Here is a 22,721-nt window from a genome sequence, read left to right on the forward strand (position 1 = left end):
GAAGGGATAAGCGCTGAAAGCATCTAAGCGCGAAGCCCCCCTCAAGATAAGACTTCCCACACGGTCAACGTGGTAAGACCCCCTGTAGACGACAGGGTTGATAGGCTGGAGGTGTACGTGCCGCGAGGCATTCAGCTGACCAGTACTAATCGGTCGAGGGCTTATCCTAAGTTCTTGAATCACACACAAAGTTTGCTCCACCAGTTTCATGTCTCGTGATGATGGCGGAAAGGTCACACCTGTTCCCATCCCGAACACAGAAGTTAAGCTTTCCAGCGCCGATGGTACTTGGACCGCAGGGTCCCGGGAGAGTAGGACGTCGCGAGGCAACATGCAGCATGAGAAAGACCCGAGCCTACAGGGCCTCGGGTCTTTTTACTAAAAATTTTTGACAAGTGTAGAGGAGGTTGACCCCCATGTTGAAGTCTCCTATCGGTCGTTTGCGTGCCATCGGGATCATCGAGGGACTGTCGTTTCTCGTGCTCCTTTTGATCGCCATGCCGCTCAAATACGTCGCAGGGAAACCGGAAGCGGTGCAAATTGTCGGGGCCGTTCACGGTGTGTTGTTTGTGCTGTACATCGGAGCCGTTCTTCTGGCGGCGAAAGCGCGTCGGTGGTCGTTCGGACGCGTGGTGATCGCGTTGATCGTGTCTTCGATCCCGATCGGAACCTTTGTGTTCGATAAGAGTTTGCGCCGTGAGCAACATAACCTTGCATAATTATACAGTAAGACCTGGTCCATTCATGGATCAGGTCTTTTTTTTGATCAACAGCCGTTGATAAATAATTTTTTTCAGTAATTATTTCTTACGCTTTTTCCACTTTTTAAGGTATCATAAGGTAATGGTAATGTTGTTGGCGACTTTTCCGGAAGGGAGGTAAATATCTTAGGAGTTAACGGTATTGATTAAATGGCTGACAACGTGTACCATCTAATTGGGGAAACTATGGATTAAATGGGGGATAACAATGGGGATCTTGGTTAGTGAATTGGTGAAGAACTTTAAGGACTGGGGTATTACGCACGTTTTCGGTATCCCGGGCAAACCGATCGTTCCGCTCTTGGGGGAGTTGGAAGATCAAGGCATCCGTTTTGTATTGAGCCGACATGAAGCAGGCGCAGGCTTCGCGGCAGCAGGGTATGCATTCCGTAAAAAAACGGTCGGTGTAGCAATCGGGACTTCGGGCCCGGGCGGCACCAACATGCTGACAGCTGCAGCGCAAGCGAAGGCGTACAACTTGCCGGTCTTGTTCATCACAGGTCATTCGTCTATGAAAGCGGTTGGGACAGCCCATGGGCAAGATTCCAGTGCTTTCGGTACGGACTTGGAGCGTCTGTTCGAGTCTGTTACCCTGTTCAGCGCACGTGTGGAGAGAGCTGATCTCCTGCCGGTTTACTTGATGCATGCGATTCATAAAGCGACGGTAGGAGCTCGCGGGCCGGTGCATTTGTCGATACCTTATGATGTTTTCTACGAGAAAATCGAGCCCTTCACCGTGGAAATTCCGACGGAAGTTCCGCAGATGATCTCGTCCAACGCCGAGAAAGTCGTAGACCTCTTGAACCAAGCGAAAAAGCCGCTCTTGTTCGTCGGCAAAGGCGTTGTGGCTTCAGAGGCTTATGACGAAGTCATCGAGTTGGCTGAACGCTGGCATGTACCTGTGATGTCGACTCCGGGCGGCAAGGGCGTATTCCCGACCCATCATCCGCTGTGCCTGGGCGGTTTTGGTTTGGGCGGTACGGAAGAAGCGACCGAATATTTGAAATCCGGTGTTGACCTCATGCTCGTTGTGGGCACCAAACTTTCGGACATGTCGCTTGCTGGTTTCACCACCGACATGTATCCGAAGCAAGTGGCTCACTTTGACATCGACATCACCATGGTCGGCCGCTCTCTACAAGTTCCGACGCTGGCTGTACAAGGGGATGCGAAGCAGAACCTTCGTCGTGTACTGGAACTCCCGAACTCCGTGGAGCTCCCGGTACGCGACTACTCGGCCTTTCGCGAAATCGCCGCTTCTGTGGTGACCGATTCCGACTCGTCTGATTCGGTAAAAGCCTTGATTGAAACTTCCTCTGTGGAAGCTGTTGAAGAAGAAGAAGGCAGCGGTATGATCTCCGCTACGGAGACCGTTCGCGCGATGCGTCGTGCATTGCCGTCGAACGCGCTGCTCTTCGGAGATGACGGCAGCCATACGTTCTATGCGATCGCAAACTATGACATTCTCGAGCCGGGCACGTTCTTCTTTGACGATGTGTTTGGTGCGATGGGTCATGCGATCGGGTACGCGGTTGGCGCGAAATTGGCCGAGCCGGATCGTCCGGTTGTCTGCTTGACGGGGGACGGTTGCATGTTCATGCATGGTACGGAAATTGCCATGGCCGTCCAAGAGAAATCGCCTGTCATCTTCGTCTGCCTCAACAACGGTCGTCTGGACATGGTTGAAAAAGGCATGTCCCGCATGATCGGGTCTGCAACCGGTTCTGTGTACGAAGATGTGTTAAAGGTCAAGGAGTTTGCAGAAGCGATGGGTGCCACCGCACATTGCTGCCACACGATTGAAGATGTGGAACAAGCGATTGCACTCGCTCTGGAAAACACCAAAGGACCGACTGTCATCGAAGTTCTGGTCGACCCGTTTGAAACGCCGCCGACCATGAAACGCGCACTCTAATTCAAGTGTAACAAGGGAGAATGGAATCGATCATGGAAAACGAACGCGCCAAAGTTGGTTGGAACATCGTCGAAGACAATACCGGAGAGTACGGCAAAGCAAACGTCGATGACGTGAAAAAGAACTTCCCGGTACTCGGCAAATGGGAAGTGGAGTTCGGTTTCGGCGAGATCTGGTCTCGTCCGCAATTGGACATGAAGCAGCGCGAACTGATCACGCTGGCGGCTCTGACCGTTCTGGGAGATGCTCAACGCGCGCTCGACCACCACATCCGCGGTGCGTTGAAAGTAGGCCTCACGCCTGCTGAAATCTCGGAAGTGATGTTGCATTGCGTCGGGTACATCGGGTTCCCGCGCGCGATGAACGCTCTGTACATCATGAAGGACGTGTTCGATGAACTCGGTGTGGAACTGCCGAAAGACTAACGCCAAGTCAAGATTGGAAGTACCACCAGACCTGATCTCTTAACGGAGATCAGGTCAATTCATTATCGGGGTATTCTGTCTCAAAAGTTCCCGAAAATAAATTTACATATAAAGAGGTATTCCATCGTAATACAGCGAATATAAAACAAAGGTTAGTAGACTAAAAGATAACAAAGGAAAATGAGGTGTCGTGTCAAGGGATTCGAACAAAAAATTGCGAAGATATACGCTGGCAGCAAGTTGAACTGAGGTCGTACATGATGTTGAATGCAATTCGTTCAATTTCGTGGTTGAGAGATCGAAGAGATCTTCTCACCGCCAAGAAAGGGTGTAAAGGTGATGGCGATTTTAAGATTTTTGAAAAACAAGTGCTTCTCGAACCTTACAAGTGAATCGCAGAAGAACAACTTGCTGTTTTTGATCATTGTTTCTGTTTGTTCGTTTGCTGAGTTGAACGTTACCGTATCCGTAGGCTTCCTTACTCAGGCGAACCTCATTTGGGGTATCGTGATCCTGACCCTCTGGACCATCGGTGCGGTGCTCTTGTTCATCCCGGCCTTGGTGAGACTGTACAAGTACATTATGATGACTTGCTGGTTCGGATTTACCCTGATGGTCATCTACATGTTCAACGTTATGCCTTCGCAGTTTGAATCGATCTACTTCATGCTGGCATTGGCACTTATCTACCTCAATGGTCGACTGATTTGGTATCTTGGTATTACGGCAACTGTATTCACCGTTTTGGGTTACATGATGTGGAAAGACATCTTCTTCCCGCACAGTGATGTGACCGACCTGAACGTCCGCTTTGGTATGATCCTCCAAGTTACCTTCGCAATGTGGGGTGTTACCTCCATCGGGAAATACCTGCTGGGTGTCCTGAACAAGGAAAAAGAAGACGTGATGCGCAAAGCATCCGAGTTGGAGAAAGTCCAAGGGCTCATCCAACAAACCGCATTCCGCCTCAAGGAAAACTTCGATGTCCTCAAAGGCAACGTCGAAATTTCCAACCAATCCTCTGAAGAAATTCGAGTCGCGTTCCACCAGATCGCGATCGGTGCACAATCGCAAGCAGAGAACATCTCCTCCTCCGCGATGCAACTGACGGAGATGGAGCAATTGATGGACAACCTGTTGGATCAAGTCCGTGGGGCGGCCAACAACATTAGCGAGAGCCTTTCGTTCTCGCACACTTCCAAAGAGAAGCTCGGACTCTTCGAAGAGCGCATGCGCATCTTGGACGAGATCATTCACGAAACCGGCATGGTCGTTCGTACCTTCACCGAACAATCCAAGCAGATCAACGGCATCGCGCAATTGATCACCGGCATCTCGAACCAAACCTCTCTGCTCGCACTGAACGCGAACATCGAGGCAGCACGCGCCGGCGAAAACGGTCGCGGCTTCGCAGTCGTAGCAAACGAAGTCCTCAAACTTGCAGAAGAGTCCCAAAAATCTGCACAGGGCATCCAAGAAATTCTCACCAAGTTCAAAGAGCAAGCGGACATCGTCGAAGACCGCATCGCCCGCGGCGAGAAAGTCCAAGAAGAGTCCTCGCAAATGCTCCACGACATTCTGTTCAACGTCGAACACCTCGGCAACTTCATCACCTCGTTGGACAACTTGATGGGGAACATCGTTCACCACCAAGAGAACTACAAGACCAAGACGACGCAAATCGCGCAAGAAGTTACGGATGCTTCCTCCATCACCGAGGAAACGTCGGCGGCAACGCAAGAGATCTTGGCATCCATCGAGGAATCTTCCTCGCGCAACCGTGACTCTGTCCGTGCTCTCCACGACGTCAACGACTATGTGGAAGAACTCGAACGCGTCATGAACTCGGACGCTGCAGCAACTGCAGAAGAAACCGACAAGTAAGAACAAGCGTCTACTTCGAAAAAAAGGCTTGGTCCCATTTGGGATCAGGCCCTTTTTTCAAAAAAGCGTGTTGACACTCTCATGCCGACCATGCTATATTACTAATGTCTTCACCACATTATATGCGGCCATGGCGGAATTGGCAGACGCGCAAGATTCAGGTTCTTGTGGGGGCAACCCCGTGGAGGTTCAAGTCCTCTTGGCCGCACCAAACGAATGTAAAAAGCAAGAAGCCCGATCTCATCACAGAGATCGGGCTTCTTGCTTTTTATTGCCTGCTCAAAAAAAGACTCGAGCCCCTACAGGCCCGAGTCTTTTTTTACATCCCGATGTACTTCGCATACAGACTTCGTGCGACCGACAGATCATCTGTCCCTTGCACCAGCACGCGCCCGTCTTCGAAAATCACCAGACGAATTTCCTCCGTCGCGTAGAACCGCACCAAAAACTTGTTGCTCTCGACACGCCCGCTCGTTTCCAAGCGTTTCGCCAACGCCGGGAGATCGACTTCCCACGGTTCAGACGGGGAAATTTGAATCGTGTTGCGACCGCACAGGGTGGTCGTTTCATCGCCGGCGCGCGTTTCCAGATACAGAAACTCTCCGCGTCCGCAGCACGGACAATCGGCCCGGCGTGCTTTCGAAATGTCGATGGAGTTCGTGCTGTAGTCCCACATCCCGATGTTCAGCATCGTCCGGCGCACTTTGTCCAACGCGCCGACGAGAATTTTCATGCCTTCCACCGCTTGGTAGGATGCCACGACATGAATGATCGGCCCGACTACGCCTGCTGTATCGCAAGTCTGCGTCGTCCCCGGAGCCGGAGCGCTGTCGAACATGCAACGCAGGCACGGAGTGTCGCCCGGCAGAATCGGCATCGTCATCCCGTGCGCAGAGACCCCGCCGCCATACACCCACGGAATCCCGTGCTTCACGCAGACGTCATTGATCAAAAAGCGGACTTGAAAATTGTCCGTCCCATCCAGCACCAAATTCACGTCCGACAGCAGAGCTTCTGCATTCTGCCACGTCAAATCGGCGACAACCGGCTCAATTTGCACACCGGAGTTCACGCGATGCAACGTCTCATACGCCGCCATCGCTTTGGGCATGCCGTCTGCGGCATGGGATTCATCGTACAGCATCTGTCTTTGCAAATTCGACGCTTCCACAAAGTCGCGGTCGATGACGCGCACGAACCCAACTCCGGCGCGCACCATATGATTGGCGAGCACCGTGCCCAGCGCACCCATGCCGACGATGGCGACACGGCTGGTCAGGAGCTTGCGTTGTCCTTCTTCTCCAATGCCGTCAAACAAAATCTGTCGCGAATACCGCGAGCGGTCCAACGTAACGTCCTCTTGCATATGTACTTATCCCTCGCTTCCCGGTCGCAACGGGTTCCACGGGCCTTGTTGGTGGCCCATCCATTGGGTGTTATCCGACCAGACTTCTTTTTTCCAAACGGGTACGATCTCTTTGAGCCGTTCGATGGCGTAACGGCCCGCTTCATAAGAAGCGGCTCTGTGCGGAGTGGCGACGGCGATCACCACAGCGGCGTCCTCGATCTCCAATTTCCCGACTCGATGTGCCATCGCGACCTGCGTGTCCGGCCAGCGCTCTTGAATTTCATCGGCAATTTGCGCCATCATCTTGATCGCCATCGGCGCGTACGCTTCGTATTCGAGATGCACGGTGCGCTGGCCGTGCGTCATCTCCCGAACGGTGCCGACGAAGAGGTTGACCGCACCGCAGAGCGGGTTGCGGACTTTTTTCAACATCTCTTCTACAGAGAGCGGGGATTTCGTGATCAGGAACCGTTCCTCCGTCATCTCTGTGTCTTGACCGCCCGATACAGGAGGCAGGATGGCGATCTCGTCGCTCGAAGACAGCACCGTCTCCGGCGTTGAATAGGCATGGTTGACCGAGGCGAACGCAACGCGCAAAAGCGAACTCGCTCCGGGATGCTCGTCTGCAAGGCGAGCGAACAAGTCGGCAACGGTAGCTCCCTCCGGCAAGTCGCCCGACCACGTGCGGGACCCGACGGCCTCCGCCACTCCGGCAAATAAGTGGACGTTGATCTGCATAAGGTAGTCAATCCTCTTTTCTCCGAGTTGGATGTCCATGTATGCTATAATAATCTTTGCCTGACAGAACGGCAACAGGAGGAACGTATGACGGATTCTCATTTGACCCATTTCAACGCCGAGGGCCGTGCCCACATGGTCGACGTTTCGGAAAAAAGCGCGTCGGATCGCTCTGCAACCGCCGCCGCTACGCTGCGCATGCGCGCGGAGACCCTCACGCTCATTCGCCAAGGCAAGATGAAAAAAGGCGACGTCCTCGCCGTCGCGCAAGTCGCCGGCATCATGGCTGCGAAAAAAACGTCCGACCTCATTCCGATGTGCCACCCGCTCCCGTTGACCAAGGTGGACATCTCCTTCTCCGAGCGCTCGGAGACCGAACTCGACGTGGAGGCAACTGTGAAAACCACCTACGTCACCGGAGTCGAGATGGAAGCGCTGACCGCCGTCACCGCCGCAGCGCTCACGGTATACGACATGTGCAAGGCGGTGGACAAAGGCATGGTGATCGCCGACGTGAAGCTCGTGGAAAAAACGGGTGGCAAGAGCGGAGATTTTCGCCGTACCTAATACATACCTCAGAGAATAGGAGGCGACCCATAATGGCTGCTTGGAACGTTGGCATCCTCACATCCAGCGACAAAGGCGCTCGCGGCGAACGGGAAGACCTGAGCGGACAAGTCATCCGCGAGATGGTACGCGATGTGAACATGGAAGTGACCGAATACATCGTGATCCCCGATGAATTCGAGGTGCTTCGGGATTCTCTGCTCCACTTCTGCGACGAAGTGAAACTCGACCTCGTCGTCACAACGGGCGGCACCGGCTTGGCGAAACGCGATGTCACGCCGGAAGCGACGTTGGCGGTCATCGACCGTGAAGTGCCCGGCATGGCGGAGGCGATGCGCGCCGCGTCGCTCGCGAAGACCCAGTTCGCCATGCTCTCCCGCGCCGTCGTCGGCACGCGGGGCAACACGTTGATCGTAAACCTGCCCGGCTCTCCGAAAGGCGTGCGCGAATGCCTGGAAGTGATCTTGCCTGTGATTCCACACGCGTTGGAAATCTTGCAAGGCACGCACGGGGAACACAAGTAAGCCCCCCTCAGAACACACCCAAACCCTTCTGAAAAAATTTCTTCAAAAAAATTTGCCGAAGGGTGAAACTTTTTTGGAACAAGTGTCGTCTTCTATGGTGAACAGTAAAATCGGCTCCCTCCATTCGCGTATGGCTAGCGCAACTTGGAGGAATGTTCCCCTACAACAGACACGCTCTGGCAGGCGTGAGGGGAAACGTATCGAGCTTATAAGAAAATGAGACCCCTCTATCGAGCCGGGGGTCTCTTTTTCTTTTTCCGGGATATTTTGGGTCTGCGTTGTTCCATACTAAGGAAGACTGTATGGGAGGTGTGAGACGCGATGATGAAATTTGCCAATGCACGGCGGCAGAATCCGAGGCAACTTGCGGGTACGGCACGTGCCGACCGCAGAACCAAAGTGTTGGTCAAAAGGTTGCAGCCGGGCGACATCGCCGTCCTGCATCACACCGACCTCGATGAAGTGGCGGCCGATGCGCTGATCAAAGCCCGCGTCCGTGCGGTGATCAACACGGCCCCTTCGATCTCTGGACGCTACCCAAACTTAGGCCCGCTCAAGCTCGTTCGAGCGGGAGTCCCTTTGCTCGATGCACAGGTACCAGATGTGCCGGATGTGCTGTCGGCGCTCGAAGAAGGCGGACGCGTGCAGGTTCAGGAGAATCTGTGGCTCCTCGAAGAGCAAGTGCTGGGCTCCGTGGACTGGCTCGACGAAGAAGCGGTCTTGGCGCAGATGGCGCGCTCGATGAAAAACCTGCGGGCGGAACTTGAACAGTTCGTCGAGAACACGTTGACGTTTGCGAATTTGGAGAAAACGTTTTTTCTCAATGAACTACCTCAGTTGAGCCTGCGCCTGTCCATGCAGGATCGTCATGTACTGGTCGTCGTGCGCGGGCCGACGTACCGCGACGATTTGCGGGCGATTGCCTCGTACATACAAGACGTAAGACCCGTGCTGATCGGCGTCGACGGGGGAGCAGATGCGTTGATGCAAGCCGGGTTTCGCCCGGATTTGATCGTCGGCGACATGGACTCGGTGAGCGATGAAGCGTTGGCAAGCGGAGCGGAGTTGATCGTGCACGCCTATCCGGACGGTCGTGCGCCGGGACTCTCCCGATTGGAAGATCTCGGCTTGCAATCGCATCTCTACCCGGCGCCGGGCACCTCCGAGGACGTCGCGATGCTTCTCGCGCACGAACACGGCGCCGAGCTGATCGTGGCGGTCGGCACGCATTCGAACATGATTGATTTTCTGGAAAAAGGCCGGCGCGGCATGGCGAGCACTGTGCTTACGCGCATGCGCATCGGCAACAAACTCGTCGACGCCAAGGGCGTTTCGCTGCTCTACGGCTCCAAAGTCGGGTGGCGGGCGGCGTTGGTGGTGGCAGGTGCGGCGATGGTGCCGATGGCGGTTTTGTTATGGTTGAACACGTCGACGCGCGTGTTTTTGCACCAGTTGGTTCTGAATTTGAAATTGCTGTGGTCCTGAAGTTGACAGGAGGGGAGCACGACGTGTACGGCATCCGCTATCACATTCTAACGCTCGTCGCTGTGTTTCTGTCGCTTGGGCTCGGGCTGTTGCTCGGGGGAACACTCGGTGAGCAAGTGATCGTCAAACAGCAAACCCAATTGCTTCAAAAACTTGAAGATCGCTACACGCAAACCAAAGCGGACAACCTCAAACTCCAAAAACAATCTCTTGATCTCTCCCAACAAACGTCCGATCTGCAAAGCTTGATGTCGCAAGTCGGAGGCCATTATGTGCGGGACAAACTCGCCGGACAAAAAGTCGCCGTGCTGCAATTGCAGTCCGCCGACCTCACCGCGATTCGCTCCACGCTTGAAGCTGCGGGAGCCAACTTGACCACGACGGCGGAAGTGACCGATGCGCCGGGGCTGCTCACCGCCTTGCAAACCGATGAAGTGGCGGATCTGCTCGGGGTTGGCAAGGACGCTGATGAGAGCCGACGAAGTTCGGCCCTTGCCAAGAATCTCGTCCAAGAGCTCTACGGAAACGAGCAGGGGACAGAAAGCGAGCCATCCACCCAGAGCCTCGGCCCGGTCACAGACTGGCTCAAATCGCACAACTACTTGACCGTCACAGGCACCGTCGGCAGCAAGCCCGACCATCTCGTTCTCGTCGGCGGGGCGAGCGACGCGACGGTTCTGCGCTTACGAAAACTGGACTTGCCGTTGGTCCAACAACTGCGCGAGGCGGGCTTACATACGGTCGGAGTGGAGCGCTCCGACGTCGCACATTCCAGCATCGCGAATTTCTCCGACGGCGGGTTCTCGACCGTGGACAACATCGACCACGTCACAGGCCGTGTCGCGCTGATCGACGTGCTGAGCGGTGCGGTCGGTCACTACGGCACCAAGAAAACAGCCCAAGCCCTGCTTCCGTACGTCACGAACGCCAAGGAGGTCTCCATCACGAGATGAACGGCTATCCCAAGATCGAACGCTATCGAAAAAAAGTCGCCGTCCTCATCCCGGCGTGGAACGAGGGAGACATCATCGACCGCACGATTCTCGCCGTCCGCACGCTGGATGCCGTCACGGAGATCATCGTCATCGACGACTGCTCGACCGATGAAACCTACCGCATCTCCCTGGAGTCGGGCGCACGAGTTGTGCGCCATCGCAACAACCACGGCAAGGGAGCCGCGCTCTACTCCGGCATCCTCAGCACCGATGCGGAAATCGTCGTGTTTCTCGATGCCGACATGGGCGAGACGGCTGTCGAGATCGAAAAATTGCTCCGCCCGGTGCTCGAAGATCGCTGTGACATGACCATCGGTCGTCTCCCAAGCCCCTTGCGCGGCGGATTCGGTCTGGTCAAAGGCTTCGCACGACGCGGGATCAAACATCTCTCCGGCGTCGAACTTCAAGCTCCGCTCTCCGGTCAACGCGTGCTCAACCGCCGCGTGCTCGATGCGATCGGACGGCTTGGCAACGGGTACGGTGTCGAAGTTGCGATGACGATTGACGCTGCCCGCAAAGGCATGCGGCTCTTGGAAGTGGAAGTGGACATGAAAAATCGCGAGTACGGTCGAGACCTGCGCGGCTTCCTTCACAGAGGCAAGCAACTTCTGCAGATCGCGCGCGTGCTCCTCAACAGGTGGCAGATGAGATGAACCCTTTTTTCAATGACACGATGTTACGGCTGATCGCATGCATTCTGCTCTCGTTCTGGGGCGGCTATCTCTTGACGAACCAACTGATGGAGCCTTTGAAAAAAGCGTTCGTCGCCGCCGGCTTCGTCCGCTCCAACTATCGCGGTCAACACATCCCCGTCGGACTCGGCGTTTCGCTGTGGGGCGGGGTTTTTGGCACGATGGCGCTGCTGCTGATGGTGGGCGATGTCTTCCACATGTCCTGGTTGCAACAAAAAGACCTGTTGGCGATCCTCACGGTGAGCACCGGATTTCTCGTCATCGGCCTGCTCGACGACCTCGCCGGAAACCGCGACACGACAGGGCTGATCGGGCACATTCGCCGTTGGCTGACACAGGGGGAAGTGACGACCGGTTTTTTGAAAGCGGTGTTCGGACTCCTGCTCGGCTTCCTCGGTGCGTACTTGAGCGGGGCAGAGGGCTGGCGGTTGTTGCTCGGCGGGTTGACCGTTGCGCTGTCCGCAAACTCGATGAATTTGCTCGACCTGCGGCCCGGACGGGCTTGCAAGGGCGTTTTTTTCTCCCTCGTGCTGCTGTCCTTGGTTTCGATGCGCGGGTTGGAGAGCCCGGCGTTCTGGCTGTTGCTTGGCGCAACTCTTGCGTACTTCCCCGATGACTTGCGCGCCTGCACGATGATGGGCGACGCCGGTTCGAATTTGCTCGGCGGGGGCGTCGGGATGTTGGTCGTGTTGACCTGTTCAACGACGACGCTTGGCGTTTGGCTTGCGGCGTTGGTGATCTTGCACCTCTACGCGGAGAAATACTCGATCTCGGAGACCATCGAGCGCAACCGACTTTTGCGCTGGATCGACGTCCTCGGAAGGCAAGCATCCTGAATTTCCCGCTAGCATCTCACATCTCCATCCCCTATCATAGGAACGATAGGAAGGCGGGGATGCACGATGAAAAAAAAGATCTGGCTCGCCACGCTCGTCGCAGCAGCCGGAACACTGCTCGCCGCGACCCCTTACGCGCTTAAAAAAGGACAGTCCCCCGCACAGCCGACTCTCGCGGAACCTGTTGCCACAGAATCGACTCCGGCAGACGGCCCGACGTTCGGACCACCGATGCCGGACTGGCAATCGGAACTCACGCAACCGTTGGCGGTGCTCGGGTACTACACCGTTTCCAATACGAACAAGTCTTCGCTGAACTCGCTGAATTCATTTGGCGGCGGGTTCTTGAACCAGATGACGACGATGACCTTCTCGGCCCAAGCAGACGGCAGCATTGCAGGCCAAGCTCCGCCGGACGGCATGCAAGCGGCACAACAGAAGCAAGTCAAAGCGTTGGCGTCTCTGACCAACGGCAAGGACGGCTTCTCAAAGGACGTGGCGCATGCGGTTCTCAGCGACCCGAACTTGCGCGGGCGGTTGGTTCAAAACGCAGTCGTCCTTTGTCGGCAGGGTGGGTATGGCGGGGTCAACGTCGACTTTGAAAACATGTTGCCGAGTGACCGTGCGAATTTCACGGCCTTCATGACCGAACTTGCAAACGGGTTGCACGCGGACGGAAGGACGCTGACGATCTCCGTCATGGCGAAGACGTCCGACTTCCCGAAAAGCGATTGGATCGGCACGTTCGACTATGCAGCACTGGGACAAGTGGCCGATCAGATTCAACTCATGACCTATGACCAGCACGGCACATGGGGCGAACCGGGTGCTGTCGCGGGTCTGCCGTGGGTGGAGAAAGTGGTACGCTACGCTTCTTCGCAGATCCCTTCGCAAAAACTCCTGCTCGGGATCGCCGCTTATGGCTACGACTGGAACATGGGGGACGCAGGGAAGAACAAAGCCATTCCGTTGAAAAACATCCCGGCGCTCTTGAACAAAACCGGAGCCCAAGCCCAGTGGAACGACGCCGAACAATCGCCGTACTTCACGTACACGGCCGACGACGGTTCCACGCACAACGTCTGGTACGAAAACCCGCAATCCATTGAAACCAAAGCCAAACTCGTCTCGCACTACCACCTCGGCGGCATTGCGATGTGGAAGATGGGATTTGAGGACAATTCCTTCTGGCAAGCGGTGAAAACCGGGTTGCAAGTACCGCAAGGACAGTAGAGCAAGCCGATAAAAAAAAGACCTCGTCCCAGCTCGGCTGGTCGGAGGTCTTTTTTGCGATTCCGTTTCTATTGCTGTTGTTGCATGCGCTTCTGCAGTTCCTTCACGATCCAATCCTGCGTCGCGGCATCGAGTTTGCCGCCGTTGTTCTGAACGGCTTGCTCGATGACCTGTTGGACGATTTGGTCGCCCAACTTTTTCTCTGCGTCGACGACCGCTTGGTTTTTCATGAGGTCGCCCATGAAGGACTCGACTTTGTCCTTGGTGGCGTTGGCGGCCGACATCAGTTTGTTTTTCAACTCGGTGTTGTTCTGCAGTTTGTTCAACGCATCTTGCGCCGACTGCTGAAGTTGGTTGCTCACGTCTTGCGAGCATCCCGCCGAAGTCATCGCGGTGCAAAGCAGTGCCCCGGTGAGCAAGAGGAGGGTCAGTTGTTTTTTCATGAATTCCACACTCCTTACTTGGTTTTCCAAGCCGGCGGGCGTACTTTGTTCTGCTTGCGGTCGCGGTAGAACACAAATCCGCCGAGGAACGACAATCCTCCAACCATCAACACGCTGCCGATCAACACTTTCCACCAGATCACAATCTCCGGATTCGCGATCTTGTCCACAATCGCGATGCGGATCAAGTTCAGCCCGTATCCGGACAACACAAAGATCCCAATCAGGATCACCCATACGATGAAACGTCCCACGATCTATCCGTCCTTTCTCAAGGTCCATGCTTCTCTCTAGCATACGCTTTCGTTACCTACTATATCGTACGATTCCAACACCTTCAAGAAGGAGATCAACCTCCCCTGACGAAGTAATTCTTTGCATGCAATTTTTTTCACACATGCAAAGAGTTGCAGAGTAGGATGGGGGTACTTGTCTTGATATATGCATTGATTGTAGGAGCGGGCCGCGGGGGGACGGCGATGCTTCGCGCTTTTCACGATTTGTCCTCTGTATCTGTCATCGGCGTCGTTGACATCGACGAGCAGGCACCGGGGATGGTGCTGGCTCGCGAATTTGGCATCCGAACGGGGCGCAGTGTGGAGGAATTCGCCTCGGAGCAGATCACCGTTGTATTTGAAGCGACGGGGGATCGACAGGCGTATGAAGCGATTCGCGGCCACCTGTCTGAGCGCACGGCGTTGATTCCGGGTGAAGTGGCGAATTTCATGATGCGACTGTTGCTGGAGAAGGAAGGTCTGATCCACGAACTGACGATCACCAACCAGAAGCTCGGCGTCGTTCTCAACTCGACGCACGACGCGATGATCGCGATCAACGACCAGGGCATCATCACCCTGTTCAACGCCGCAGCAGAACGCCTCTCCGGAGAGCGTGCCGACGAAATGATCGGGGAATTGGCGAGTGTCGTTATCCCGAATTCGCGACTGCACGTTGTACTGGAAAGCGGCGAACCGGAATTGAACCAACTGCAAGTCCTCGATACGAACCGCATCATCACCAACCGCGTACCGGTGCGTGACGAGCACGGCAACCTCGCGGGGGCGGTCGCCGTTTTTCGCGACATCACGGAAATTCAGACGCTGGCCGAGGAAGTCACCGACCTCAAGGAATTTCGCATGCTGCTCGAAGCGATCATCAATTCGACCCAAGACGCGATCTCGGTCGTTGACAAAGAAGGCCGCGGGATCATGATCAACCCGGCGTACACGCGTCTGACGGGGCTGACCGAAATGGACATCATCGGCAAACCGGCCGATGCCGACATTGCAGAGGGCGAGTCGATGCACATGCAAGTCTTGAAAACGCGCCGTCCCGTGCGCGGGGTCTCGATGAAACTCGGGCCCAAACGCCGCGAAGTGCTCGTCAACGTCGCTCCGATTGAAGTCGACGGCGAACTCAAAGGCTCGGTCGGGATCGTCCACGACATCTCCGAAATCAAGAAGTTGACCGACGAACTCAACCAAGCCAAGCAGTTGATCCGCAAACTGCAAGCGAAATACACGTTCGAAGACATCATCGGCACCTCCAACGAGATGGTCATGGCGATTGAACAGGCGAAAAAAGCGGCCGAAACGCCCGCCACCGTCCTCCTGCGCGGCGAGTCGGGGACGGGGAAGGAACTTTTTGCCCATGCGATTCACAATTTGAGCGCCCGGCGTTTTAACCAGTTCATCCGCGTCAATTGTGCGGCTCTCTCCGAGTCGCTTTTGGAATCGGAGCTGTTCGGGTATGAGGAGGGCGCGTTTACCGGAGCGAGACGAGGCGGCAAAAAAGGCCTGTTCGAAGAAGCGTCCGGCGGGACGATTTTTCTCGATGAAATCGGGGAACTCTCCATGCACATGCAGGCGAAAATTCTGCGCGTCCTGCAGGAAAAGGAAATTCTCCGCGTCGGCGGGGCCAAGGCACTGCCCGTGAACGCCCGCGTCATCGCCGCCACCAACGTCAATCTCGAACGCGCCATCCAGCAGGGGCAGTTCCGCGAAGACCTCTACTACCGCTTGAACGTCCTGCCGATCATCATCCCGCCGATGAGGTATCGCAAGGGCGACATCGAAACGATCTCACATCGCCTGATCGCGAAATTCAACGAGGAATACGGTCGCAAAGTCGAGCTCATCTCGCCGTCGGCGCTCGTGCGGATGCGCGATTATTCGTGGCCGGGCAACGTCCGTGAATTGGAGAATGCGATCGGACGCGCGATGATCCAGATGAAGTTCACGGAGACGGTGATTGAGCCGCATCACTTGATCCTTTACGGAGAAGCGGCCAGCGGGGTGAAGGAAACGACGCTCCCCGTGCCGGTCGCCGCGTTCCACGAACCGGAAGGGGAGTTGCAGACGCTCGATGATGTGGTGGGTCGCGCCGAACGCCAACATCTTGAACTCGTCTTGCAGAAAACCAAGGGCAACAAAACCGAAGCCGCCAAATTGCTCGGCATCGCCGTGCGCAGTCTGTATTACAAGTTGGAAAAGTACGGCATGCAATAAGTTGCGCATTCCTGAAAAAACTTGCTTGCAAAAAACTGCGCAACTTTGCAAAATACTGCACACCTCAAAAGAGTTCACCGTATAGGGAGAACTCTTTTTTGTATAAAAAATGACCGATGTATCAGGGTTTTGTAATCGCTTTCAAAAAACTTGGCATCGATCTTGCATATATAAATTGGCGTGAACGAGAAAAAGCCAATATTTTTTCCGACCCAAACTTATACGGACGGTGGATGTAGCAGAAACTGTCCATATATGCCGTTCACTACCACCCTAGACATAAGTTGTGGTATTCTGTTGCTTGTGAATAGGGTGTTCGAAAAAAAGTCACTCACTCTCCAATCACACTACGCAAAACACCTGAAGGGGGCACTATTGTGAAAATTTTTGAATATATGGAGAAGTATGATTATGAACAGCTCGTCTTCTGCCACGACCAAGCATCCGGTCTGAAGGCGATCATTGCGATACATGACACCACGCTCGGTCCGGCACTCGGCGGCACCCGCATGTGGACTTACGATAACGAAGAAGCAGCAATCGAAGACGCTCTGCGTCTCGCAAAAGGCATGACCTACAAAAACGCAGCAGCTGGCCTCAACCTCGGCGGCGGCAAAACGGTCATCATCGGCAACCCGCGCACCGACAAGTCGGAAGCGATGTTCCGCGCATTCGGTCGCTACATCGAATCTCTGAACGGTCGTTACATCACCGCCGAAGACGTCGGTACCACCGTGCAAGACATGGAGTACATCCGCCAAGAAACCCGTTATGTCACCGGCGTTTCGGAAGCGTTCGGCTCCTCCGGCAACCCGTCTCCGATGACCGCACTCGGTTGCTTCGTCGGCCTGAAAGCAGCTGCGAAGGAAGCATTCGGCACCGATGATGTAACCGGCAAAGTCGTTGCCGTTCAAGGCGTGGGCAACGTCGGCTACTACCTCTGCAAACACCTGCACGATGCGGGCGCGAAGTTGATCGTCACCGACATCAACCAAGAAGCAATCGACCGCGTTGTCACCGAATTCGGCGCAGAAGTTGTGGCACCGAAGGACATCTTCGGCGTACAAGCCGACATCTTCGCTCCGTGCGCACTGGGTGCAATCATCAACGATGAAACCATTCCGCAACTCAAAGCGAAAGTCATCGCAGGTTCTGCGAACAACCAACTTCGTGAAGAGCGCCACGGCGACATCATCCACGAAATGGGCATCGTCTACGCTCCGGACTATGTCATCAACTCCGGCGGCGTCATCAACGTTGCAGACGAACTGAACGGCTACAACGCAGAGCGCGCAACCAAGAAGATCGAGAACATCTACAACATCATCGCCAACATCATCGAGATCTCCAAGCGCGACGGCATCCCGACCTACAAAGCGGCTGACCGTATGGCCGAAGAGCGCATCAGAACCTTGGGTTCCTCCCGTTCGAACTACTTGACCACCGAACGTTCCATCCTCTCGAAGTAACCATTATACGCAGCACTTCTTTATAGATACGTTTGGAAGGAGTCACTCCCTCATGGCTGAACAGTTAGATGTAGTGATCCTGGGCGGGGGCACGGGCGGCTATGTAGCCGCCATTCGTGCTGCCCAATTGGGGTTGAAAGTGGCGGTTGTGGAGAAGGACAAAGTCGGCGGCACCTGCTTGCATCGCGGTTGCATCCCGTCCAAAGCCTTGCTCAAGAGCGCGGATATCCTCGCCACCGTTCAGAAGTCCAAGGAGTTCGGCGTCAACATCGACGGCACGGTCTCGTTTGACTTCGGCAACGTCATGGCGCGCAAGGAAAAAATCGTCGGCAACTTGCACAAAGGCGTACAGTCGCTTTTGAAAAAACACAACGTCCAAGTCATCGAAGGCACCGGCACCGTCATGGGGCCGTCGATTTTCTCGCCGCTGGCGGGCGCCGTTCGTGTAGAACGCCCGGACGGTGAGCAAGAAATCATCAACCCGCGCAACTTGATCGTGGCAACGGGCTCTCGTCCGAAGTCTCTGCCGGGCCTGACGGTAGACGGCAAGCATGTTATCAACTCCGACCATGCATTGGAGCTCGAAGAACTGCCGAAGTCTGTCATCATCGTCGGCGCAGGCGCGATCGGTTGTGAGTGGGCTTCGATGTTCTCCGACTACGGCGTGCAAGTCACCCTCGTGGAATTCGCGCCGCAGATTCTGCCGCTCGAAGACGAAGACGTCGCCGCAGAACTTGCGAAACTGCTCGGCCGCCGCAAAACCAAGGTCAAGATCATGACGTCGACCGGCGTCCTCCCGGACACCTTGAAGATCGAGGGCGACACCGTCACGATCCAAGCCAAAGTCAACGTCGGCACCGACAAGGAAGCGATCGAAACCCTGTCGGCCGAAAAACTGCTCGTTTCTGTCGGTCGCGGCGCTGCGATTGACAACATCGGCTTGGAAGCGACCGAAGTGCAAATCGACCGCGGCACCATCGTCGTCGACGAGCACTACCGCACCAAGGAGAAAAACATCTTCGCCATCGGCGATGTGTTGAACACTCCGCAACTGGCGCATGTTGCATCTCATGAAGGCATCCATGCGGTCGAAGTGATTGCCGGACTCCATCCTCATCCGATTGATTACGCGATGATTCCGCGTTGCACCTATACTCGTCCGGAAGTGGCGTCTGTCGGGTACACCGAACGTCATCTTCGCAACGAAGGACGAGAGATCAAAGTCGGCAAATTCCCGTTCCGCGGCATCGGCAAAGCGTTGGTCAACGGCGAATTCGACGGTTTCGTCAAAATGATCGCAGATGCGAACACGGGCGATCTGCTCGGCGTTCACATGATCGGTCAGAATGTCACCGACATGATCTCGGAAGCGGGCCTCGCTGCATTGCTCGATGCAACCGCTTGGGAGATCGGCCTCGCCATTCACCCGCACCCGACGCTGTCGGAAGCGATTGGTGAAGCGGCGCTTGCGGTCGATGGCATGGCGATCCATTATTAAGGCGTACTAGTATCGACAGGAGGTTGTGGAAGCATGTCTAAGTTGAATCACAAAGATCTGGGCTTGACCGATGATCAAGCGCTGGAGATGTATTACTACATGCTGCTTGCGCGTAAACTCGACGAGCGTTTCTGGCTGTTGAACCGCGCGGGCAAAATCCCGTTTGTTATCTCCTGTCAAGGTCAAGAGGCGGCGCAAGTAGGCGCTGCCTTTGCCCTTGACAAGAACACAGACTATGTTGCTCCGTACTACCGCGACCTCGGTGTCGTCTTGGCGTTTGGCCAAACCCCGACCGAAGTCATGATGTCCGCATTCGCGAAACCGGGCGACCCGAACTCGCACGGTCGTCAGATGCCGGGCCACTTCGGCGGCAAAAAATACCGCATCTTGACCGGTTCGTCTCCGGTTACGACCCAATTCCCGCACGCAGTCGGTGCAGCACTTGCAGCCAAGATGCGCGGCGAGAAGTCTGTCACGTTCACGTCGACGGGCGAAGGTTCGTCCAACCAAGGCGACTTCCACGAAGCTTGTAACTTTGCCGGGGTACATAAACTTCCGGTGATCTTCTGCGTCGAGAACAACGGCTACGCAATCTCCGTTCCGCTCGACAAGCAGCTTGGCAACCACAACACCGCCGACCGCGCACTGGGCTACGGATTCCCGGGCTACTCCATCGACGGCAACGACGTGCTCGAAGTCTACAAATACTTCAAGGAAGCGGCAGACCGTGCTCGCAACGGCGAAGGCGCGACTTTGATCGAATCCCGTACCTACCGCTTGACCCCGCATTCCTCGGACGACGACGACAGAAGCTACCGCGCACGCGAAGAAGTCGAAGCGGCGAAGAAAAAAGACCCGCTGATCACGTATGCGGAGTACCTGCGCACAAACGGCGTCCTGACGGCTGAACTGGAGCAAGAGTTGACCGACCGTGTCATGCGCGAAGTCAACGAAGGCACCGACGCGGCGGAAAAAGCGCCGTTCTACGAACCGGAAGACGTGCTGACCCACGTCTACGAAGAACGTTAGGAGGTCTCGTCTCATGGCGATTAAATCATACATCGAGGCTGTCACGGAAGCGCTCGCAGAAGAGATGGAGCGAGATCAATCGATCTTCATCCTCGGCGAGGACGTCGGCGTTCGCGGCGGCGTGTTCCGCGCAACGGCCGGCTTGATCGAAAAATTCGGCGAAGACCGCGTCATGGACTCTCCTCTGTCCGAATCGGCGATCGTCGGCGTCACCACCGGCGCTGCGATGGTCGGGATGCGTCCGGTAGCTGAAATTCAGTTTGCAGACTTCATCTTCCCGGCGTACAACCAGATCGTCTCCGAAGCGGCGCGCATTCGCTACCGCACGAAAAGCGACTGGACCGTTCCGCTGACCATCCGCGCTCCGTACGGCGGCGGTGTTCACGGCGCTCTGTACCATTCGCAATCCATCGAAGCTTTGTTCCACCACGTACCGGGCATCAAAATCGTCATGCCGTCCACTCCGTATGACGTCAAAGGCTTGCTCAAAGCGTCGATTCGCGACAACGACCCGGTGCTGTTCTTGGAACACAAGCGTTGCTACCGCCTGATCAAAGGGGAAGTGCCGGAGGGCGACTACACCATCGAGATCGGCAAAGCGGATGTCAAGCGCGAAGGCGACGACGTCACCGTCATCACCTACGGCCTGATGGTTCACTACGCACTGGAAGCGGCGGAGACGCTCGCGAAGGAAGGCATTTCCACGCACATCCTCGACTTGCGCTCGATCAAACCGATCGACCGTGAAGCGATTCTTGAGGCGACCCGCAAGACCGGCAAAGTCTTGATCGTGCACGAAGACAGCAAATTTGGCGGCGTCGGCGGCGAAATTTCGGCGATCATCGCCGAAGAAGCGCTGTTCGATCTCGACGCTCCGATTCAGCGTCTGTGCGGTCCGGACGTTCCGGCGATGCCGTACTCCCCGCCGCAAGAGAAGTTCTACATGCTGAACCCGACCAAGATCGCGGACGCAATCCGCGAACTGGCGAAATTCTAAGCGCGGACAGGAGGAACTTCGAACATGGCAACCCTCAAAATGCCCCAACTCGGCGAGTCCGTTACCGAAGGCACCATCGCCAAGTGGCTGAAACAGCCGGGGGATATTATCAACAAATACGACCCGCTCGCAGAAGTGATTACCGATAAAGTCAACGCCGAAGTACCGTCCGAGTTCGTCGGCACCCTGACTGAAATCCTCGTTCCCGAGGGCGCAACGGTTGCAGTCGGCACTCCGATTGCGATCATTACAGAAGCTGGCGAAGTAGCAGCTCCTGCTCCGGTCGCAGCGGCACCTTCTGCTCCGGCGGCAGCTGCACCGACTCCGACTGCGGCCGCAACTCCGGTTGCCGCTTCGACTCCCGCAGGCGCGGATCGTCCGCGTTACTCGCCGGCAGTCATGCGACTGATCCAAGAACACAACGTCGACCCGAACCTGATCGCAGGCACCGGCACCGGCGGTCGCATCACTCGCAAAGACGTTCTGACGTTCATCGAACAGGGCGGTGCGGCAGCAGCTCAGGCTGCAACCCTCACCAAAACCCAAGAGGACCTCGCGTCTGTCGCAGCTCCGACGCAACCGGCAACCGGCCTGACCGAACTTGGCGCCCAAGGCGTTCAAGCGGCAGCAGCTCCGGCTCCGACCGCACCGTCCGCTCCGGCGTACCAAGCGGCAGACGGTGACACCGTCATCGAAGCGACCGGCATCCGCAAAACCATCGCGCGCCGCATGGTCGAGTCCAAGCACAACGCACCGCACGCTTGGACGATGATGGAAGTTGACATGACCAACCTCGTTCGTTTCCGCGACCGCAGCAAGGAAGCGTTCAAGAAAAAGGAAGGCGTCAACCTGACGTTCCTCCCGTTCATGATCAAAGCTGTCGTCGATGCGATCAAGCAATATCCGATCATCAACTCGACATGGCAGGACGACAAGATTATTATTAAAAAAGACATCAACATCTCGATTGCCGTCGCCACCGACGATGCGCTGTTCGTTCCGGTGATCAAAAACGCCGACCGTCTCTCGATCCTGGGTCTTTCCCATGCGATCAACGATTTGGCGAAGCGTGCGCGTGCAGGCAAGCTCAGCCCGAACGACATGTCGGGCGGCACCTTCACCGTCAACAACACCGGCGCGTTCGGCTCCGTGCAATCGATGCCGATCATCAACGCTCCGCAAGCGGCGATTCTCTCCATGGAATCGATCATCAAGCGTCCGACCGTGATGCCGGATGATTCGTTTGCGATCCGTTCGATGATGAACATGTGCATGTCGCTCGACCACCGCGTCCTCGACGGTTGGGTTTGCGGCCAGTTCCTGCAGGCTGTCAAGAAAAACCTCGAAAGCGCACTCGAGCCGACCTTGTACTAAT

21 protein-coding genes, 1 tRNA gene and 2 rRNA genes are annotated in these 22,721 nt (G+C 55.8%); 20 read left to right on the forward strand and 4 right to left on the reverse strand.

Translation table 11 applies throughout. From position 1 onward, the window contains the following. From JJB07_RS12735 to JJB07_RS12765, 7 genes are all read left to right on the forward strand, one after another. Window positions 1–169 (forward strand): 23S ribosomal RNA (locus JJB07_RS12735); the annotation flags it as partial. A 42-nt stretch (window positions 170–211) separates the two neighbouring features. Then, a 5S ribosomal RNA gene (gene rrf / locus JJB07_RS12740) occupies window positions 212–328 on the forward strand. An 88-nt stretch (window positions 329–416) separates the two neighbouring features. Further along, window positions 417–719, forward strand: a complete 303-nt coding sequence (locus JJB07_RS12745; protein WP_201635593.1) for a DUF3817 domain-containing protein — start codon at window positions 417–419, stop codon at window positions 717–719. Between the two features lie 250 nt (window positions 720–969). Beyond that, window positions 970–2,676 carry a thiamine pyrophosphate-binding protein gene (locus tag JJB07_RS12750; protein WP_201635595.1) on the forward strand — a complete coding sequence of 569 codons (1,707 nt, stop codon included), beginning with the start codon at window positions 970–972 and terminating at the stop codon, window positions 2,674–2,676. 32 nt (window positions 2,677–2,708) lie between these two features. Beyond that, window positions 2,709–3,101: a carboxymuconolactone decarboxylase family protein gene (locus JJB07_RS12755; protein ID WP_201635597.1), complete on the forward strand. Its 393-nt coding sequence runs from the start codon at window positions 2,709–2,711 to the stop codon at window positions 3,099–3,101. A 339-nt stretch (window positions 3,102–3,440) separates the two neighbouring features. Then, entirely contained in the window at window positions 3,441–4,985 is a 1,545-nt protein-coding gene (locus JJB07_RS12760) for a DUF4077 domain-containing protein (protein ID WP_201635599.1), read from the forward strand. A gap of 124 nt (window positions 4,986–5,109) precedes the next feature. After that, window positions 5,110–5,196: transfer RNA gene (locus JJB07_RS12765), tRNA-Leu, on the forward strand. Window positions 5,197–5,304: 108 nt separating this feature from the next. On the opposite strand, the gene JJB07_RS12770 is transcribed toward JJB07_RS12765, so the two are convergent. Both JJB07_RS12770 and JJB07_RS24240 read right to left on the reverse strand, forming a co-directional pair. Continuing rightward, a complete protein-coding gene (locus JJB07_RS12770; RefSeq protein WP_430727225.1) occupies window positions 5,305–6,351 on the reverse strand; it encodes a ThiF family adenylyltransferase in 1,047 nt (348 codons plus the stop codon). Window positions 6,352–6,357: 6 nt separating this feature from the next. Beyond that, complete coding sequence (locus tag JJB07_RS24240) at window positions 6,358–7,071, reverse strand: molybdenum cofactor biosynthesis protein (RefSeq protein ID WP_201635601.1); 714 nt, start codon at window positions 7,069–7,071, stop codon at window positions 6,358–6,360. 87 nt (window positions 7,072–7,158) lie between these two features. On the opposite strand from JJB07_RS24240, the gene moaC reads away from it, so the two are divergent. The 7 genes from moaC (at window position 7,159) to JJB07_RS12810 (ending at window position 13,403) form a co-directional block, all read left to right on the forward strand. Further along, complete coding sequence (gene moaC / locus JJB07_RS12780) at window positions 7,159–7,638, forward strand: cyclic pyranopterin monophosphate synthase MoaC (protein ID WP_201635603.1); 480 nt, start codon at window positions 7,159–7,161, stop codon at window positions 7,636–7,638. 32 nt (window positions 7,639–7,670) lie between these two features. After that, entirely contained in the window at window positions 7,671–8,162 is a 492-nt protein-coding gene (locus JJB07_RS12785) for a MogA/MoaB family molybdenum cofactor biosynthesis protein (protein ID WP_201635605.1), read from the forward strand. Window positions 8,163–8,483: 321 nt separating this feature from the next. Beyond that, window positions 8,484–9,647: a putative cytokinetic ring protein SteA gene (gene steA, locus JJB07_RS12790; RefSeq protein ID WP_236588074.1), complete on the forward strand. Its 1,164-nt coding sequence runs from the start codon at window positions 8,484–8,486 to the stop codon at window positions 9,645–9,647. A 23-nt stretch (window positions 9,648–9,670) separates the two neighbouring features. Continuing rightward, the gene (locus tag JJB07_RS12795; RefSeq protein ID WP_201635607.1) at window positions 9,671–10,600 is read left to right on the forward strand and encodes a copper transporter; all 930 of its coding nucleotides are present in this window, start codon (window positions 9,671–9,673) and stop codon (window positions 10,598–10,600) included. Continuing rightward, window positions 10,597–11,295: a glycosyltransferase family 2 protein gene (locus tag JJB07_RS12800; RefSeq protein WP_201635609.1), complete on the forward strand. Its 699-nt coding sequence runs from the start codon at window positions 10,597–10,599 to the stop codon at window positions 11,293–11,295. Before JJB07_RS12795 ends, JJB07_RS12800 begins: the two co-directional genes overlap by 4 nt. Next, window positions 11,292–12,170, forward strand: coding sequence for an MraY family glycosyltransferase (locus JJB07_RS12805; protein ID WP_201635611.1), 879 nt, complete (start codon window positions 11,292–11,294; stop codon window positions 12,168–12,170). Before JJB07_RS12800 ends, JJB07_RS12805 begins: the two co-directional genes overlap by 4 nt. 66 nt (window positions 12,171–12,236) lie before the next feature. Next, window positions 12,237–13,403 carry a glycosyl hydrolase family 18 protein gene (locus JJB07_RS12810; protein WP_201635613.1) on the forward strand — a complete coding sequence of 389 codons (1,167 nt, stop codon included), beginning with the start codon at window positions 12,237–12,239 and terminating at the stop codon, window positions 13,401–13,403. Window positions 13,404–13,471: 68 nt separating this feature from the next. Here the strand turns inward: JJB07_RS12810 and JJB07_RS12815 are convergent, their stop codons facing one another. Beyond that, window positions 13,472–13,846, reverse strand: coding sequence for a hypothetical protein (locus tag JJB07_RS12815; RefSeq protein WP_201635615.1), 375 nt, complete (start codon window positions 13,844–13,846; stop codon window positions 13,472–13,474). Between the two features lie 14 nt (window positions 13,847–13,860). Further along, on the reverse strand, window positions 13,861–14,100 hold the full coding sequence (locus tag JJB07_RS12820; RefSeq protein WP_201635617.1) for a DUF2627 family protein: 240 nt from the start codon (window positions 14,098–14,100) through the stop codon (window positions 13,861–13,863). 225 nt (window positions 14,101–14,325) lie between these two features. Here JJB07_RS12820 and JJB07_RS12825 point away from each other — a divergent pair, with 225 nt between their 5' ends. The 6 genes from JJB07_RS12825 (at window position 14,326) to JJB07_RS12850 (ending at window position 22,720) form a co-directional block, all read left to right on the forward strand. Then, window positions 14,326–16,353: a sigma-54 interaction domain-containing protein gene (locus tag JJB07_RS12825; RefSeq protein ID WP_430727228.1), complete on the forward strand. Its 2,028-nt coding sequence runs from the start codon at window positions 14,326–14,328 to the stop codon at window positions 16,351–16,353. A gap of 395 nt (window positions 16,354–16,748) precedes the next feature. Then, complete coding sequence (locus JJB07_RS12830; RefSeq protein ID WP_201636503.1) at window positions 16,749–17,822, forward strand: Glu/Leu/Phe/Val family dehydrogenase; 1,074 nt, start codon at window positions 16,749–16,751, stop codon at window positions 17,820–17,822. Window positions 17,823–17,874: 52 nt separating this feature from the next. Then, complete coding sequence (gene lpdA, locus JJB07_RS12835) at window positions 17,875–19,320, forward strand: dihydrolipoyl dehydrogenase (RefSeq protein WP_201635621.1); 1,446 nt, start codon at window positions 17,875–17,877, stop codon at window positions 19,318–19,320. 33 nt (window positions 19,321–19,353) lie between these two features. Next, window positions 19,354–20,349: a thiamine pyrophosphate-dependent dehydrogenase E1 component subunit alpha gene (locus JJB07_RS12840; protein ID WP_201635623.1), complete on the forward strand. Its 996-nt coding sequence runs from the start codon at window positions 19,354–19,356 to the stop codon at window positions 20,347–20,349. Between the two features lie 13 nt (window positions 20,350–20,362). Next, window positions 20,363–21,346: an alpha-ketoacid dehydrogenase subunit beta gene (locus JJB07_RS12845; protein ID WP_201635625.1), complete on the forward strand. Its 984-nt coding sequence runs from the start codon at window positions 20,363–20,365 to the stop codon at window positions 21,344–21,346. A gap of 24 nt (window positions 21,347–21,370) precedes the next feature. Beyond that, entirely contained in the window at window positions 21,371–22,720 is a 1,350-nt protein-coding gene (locus JJB07_RS12850; RefSeq protein WP_201635627.1) for a dihydrolipoamide acetyltransferase family protein, read from the forward strand. Window position 22,721: the final 1 nt, after the last annotated feature.

It is taken from the genome of Tumebacillus amylolyticus, from assembly GCF_016722965.1.
GTDB classification, from domain to species: domain Bacteria; phylum Bacillota; class Bacilli; order Tumebacillales; family Tumebacillaceae; genus Tumebacillus; species Tumebacillus amylolyticus.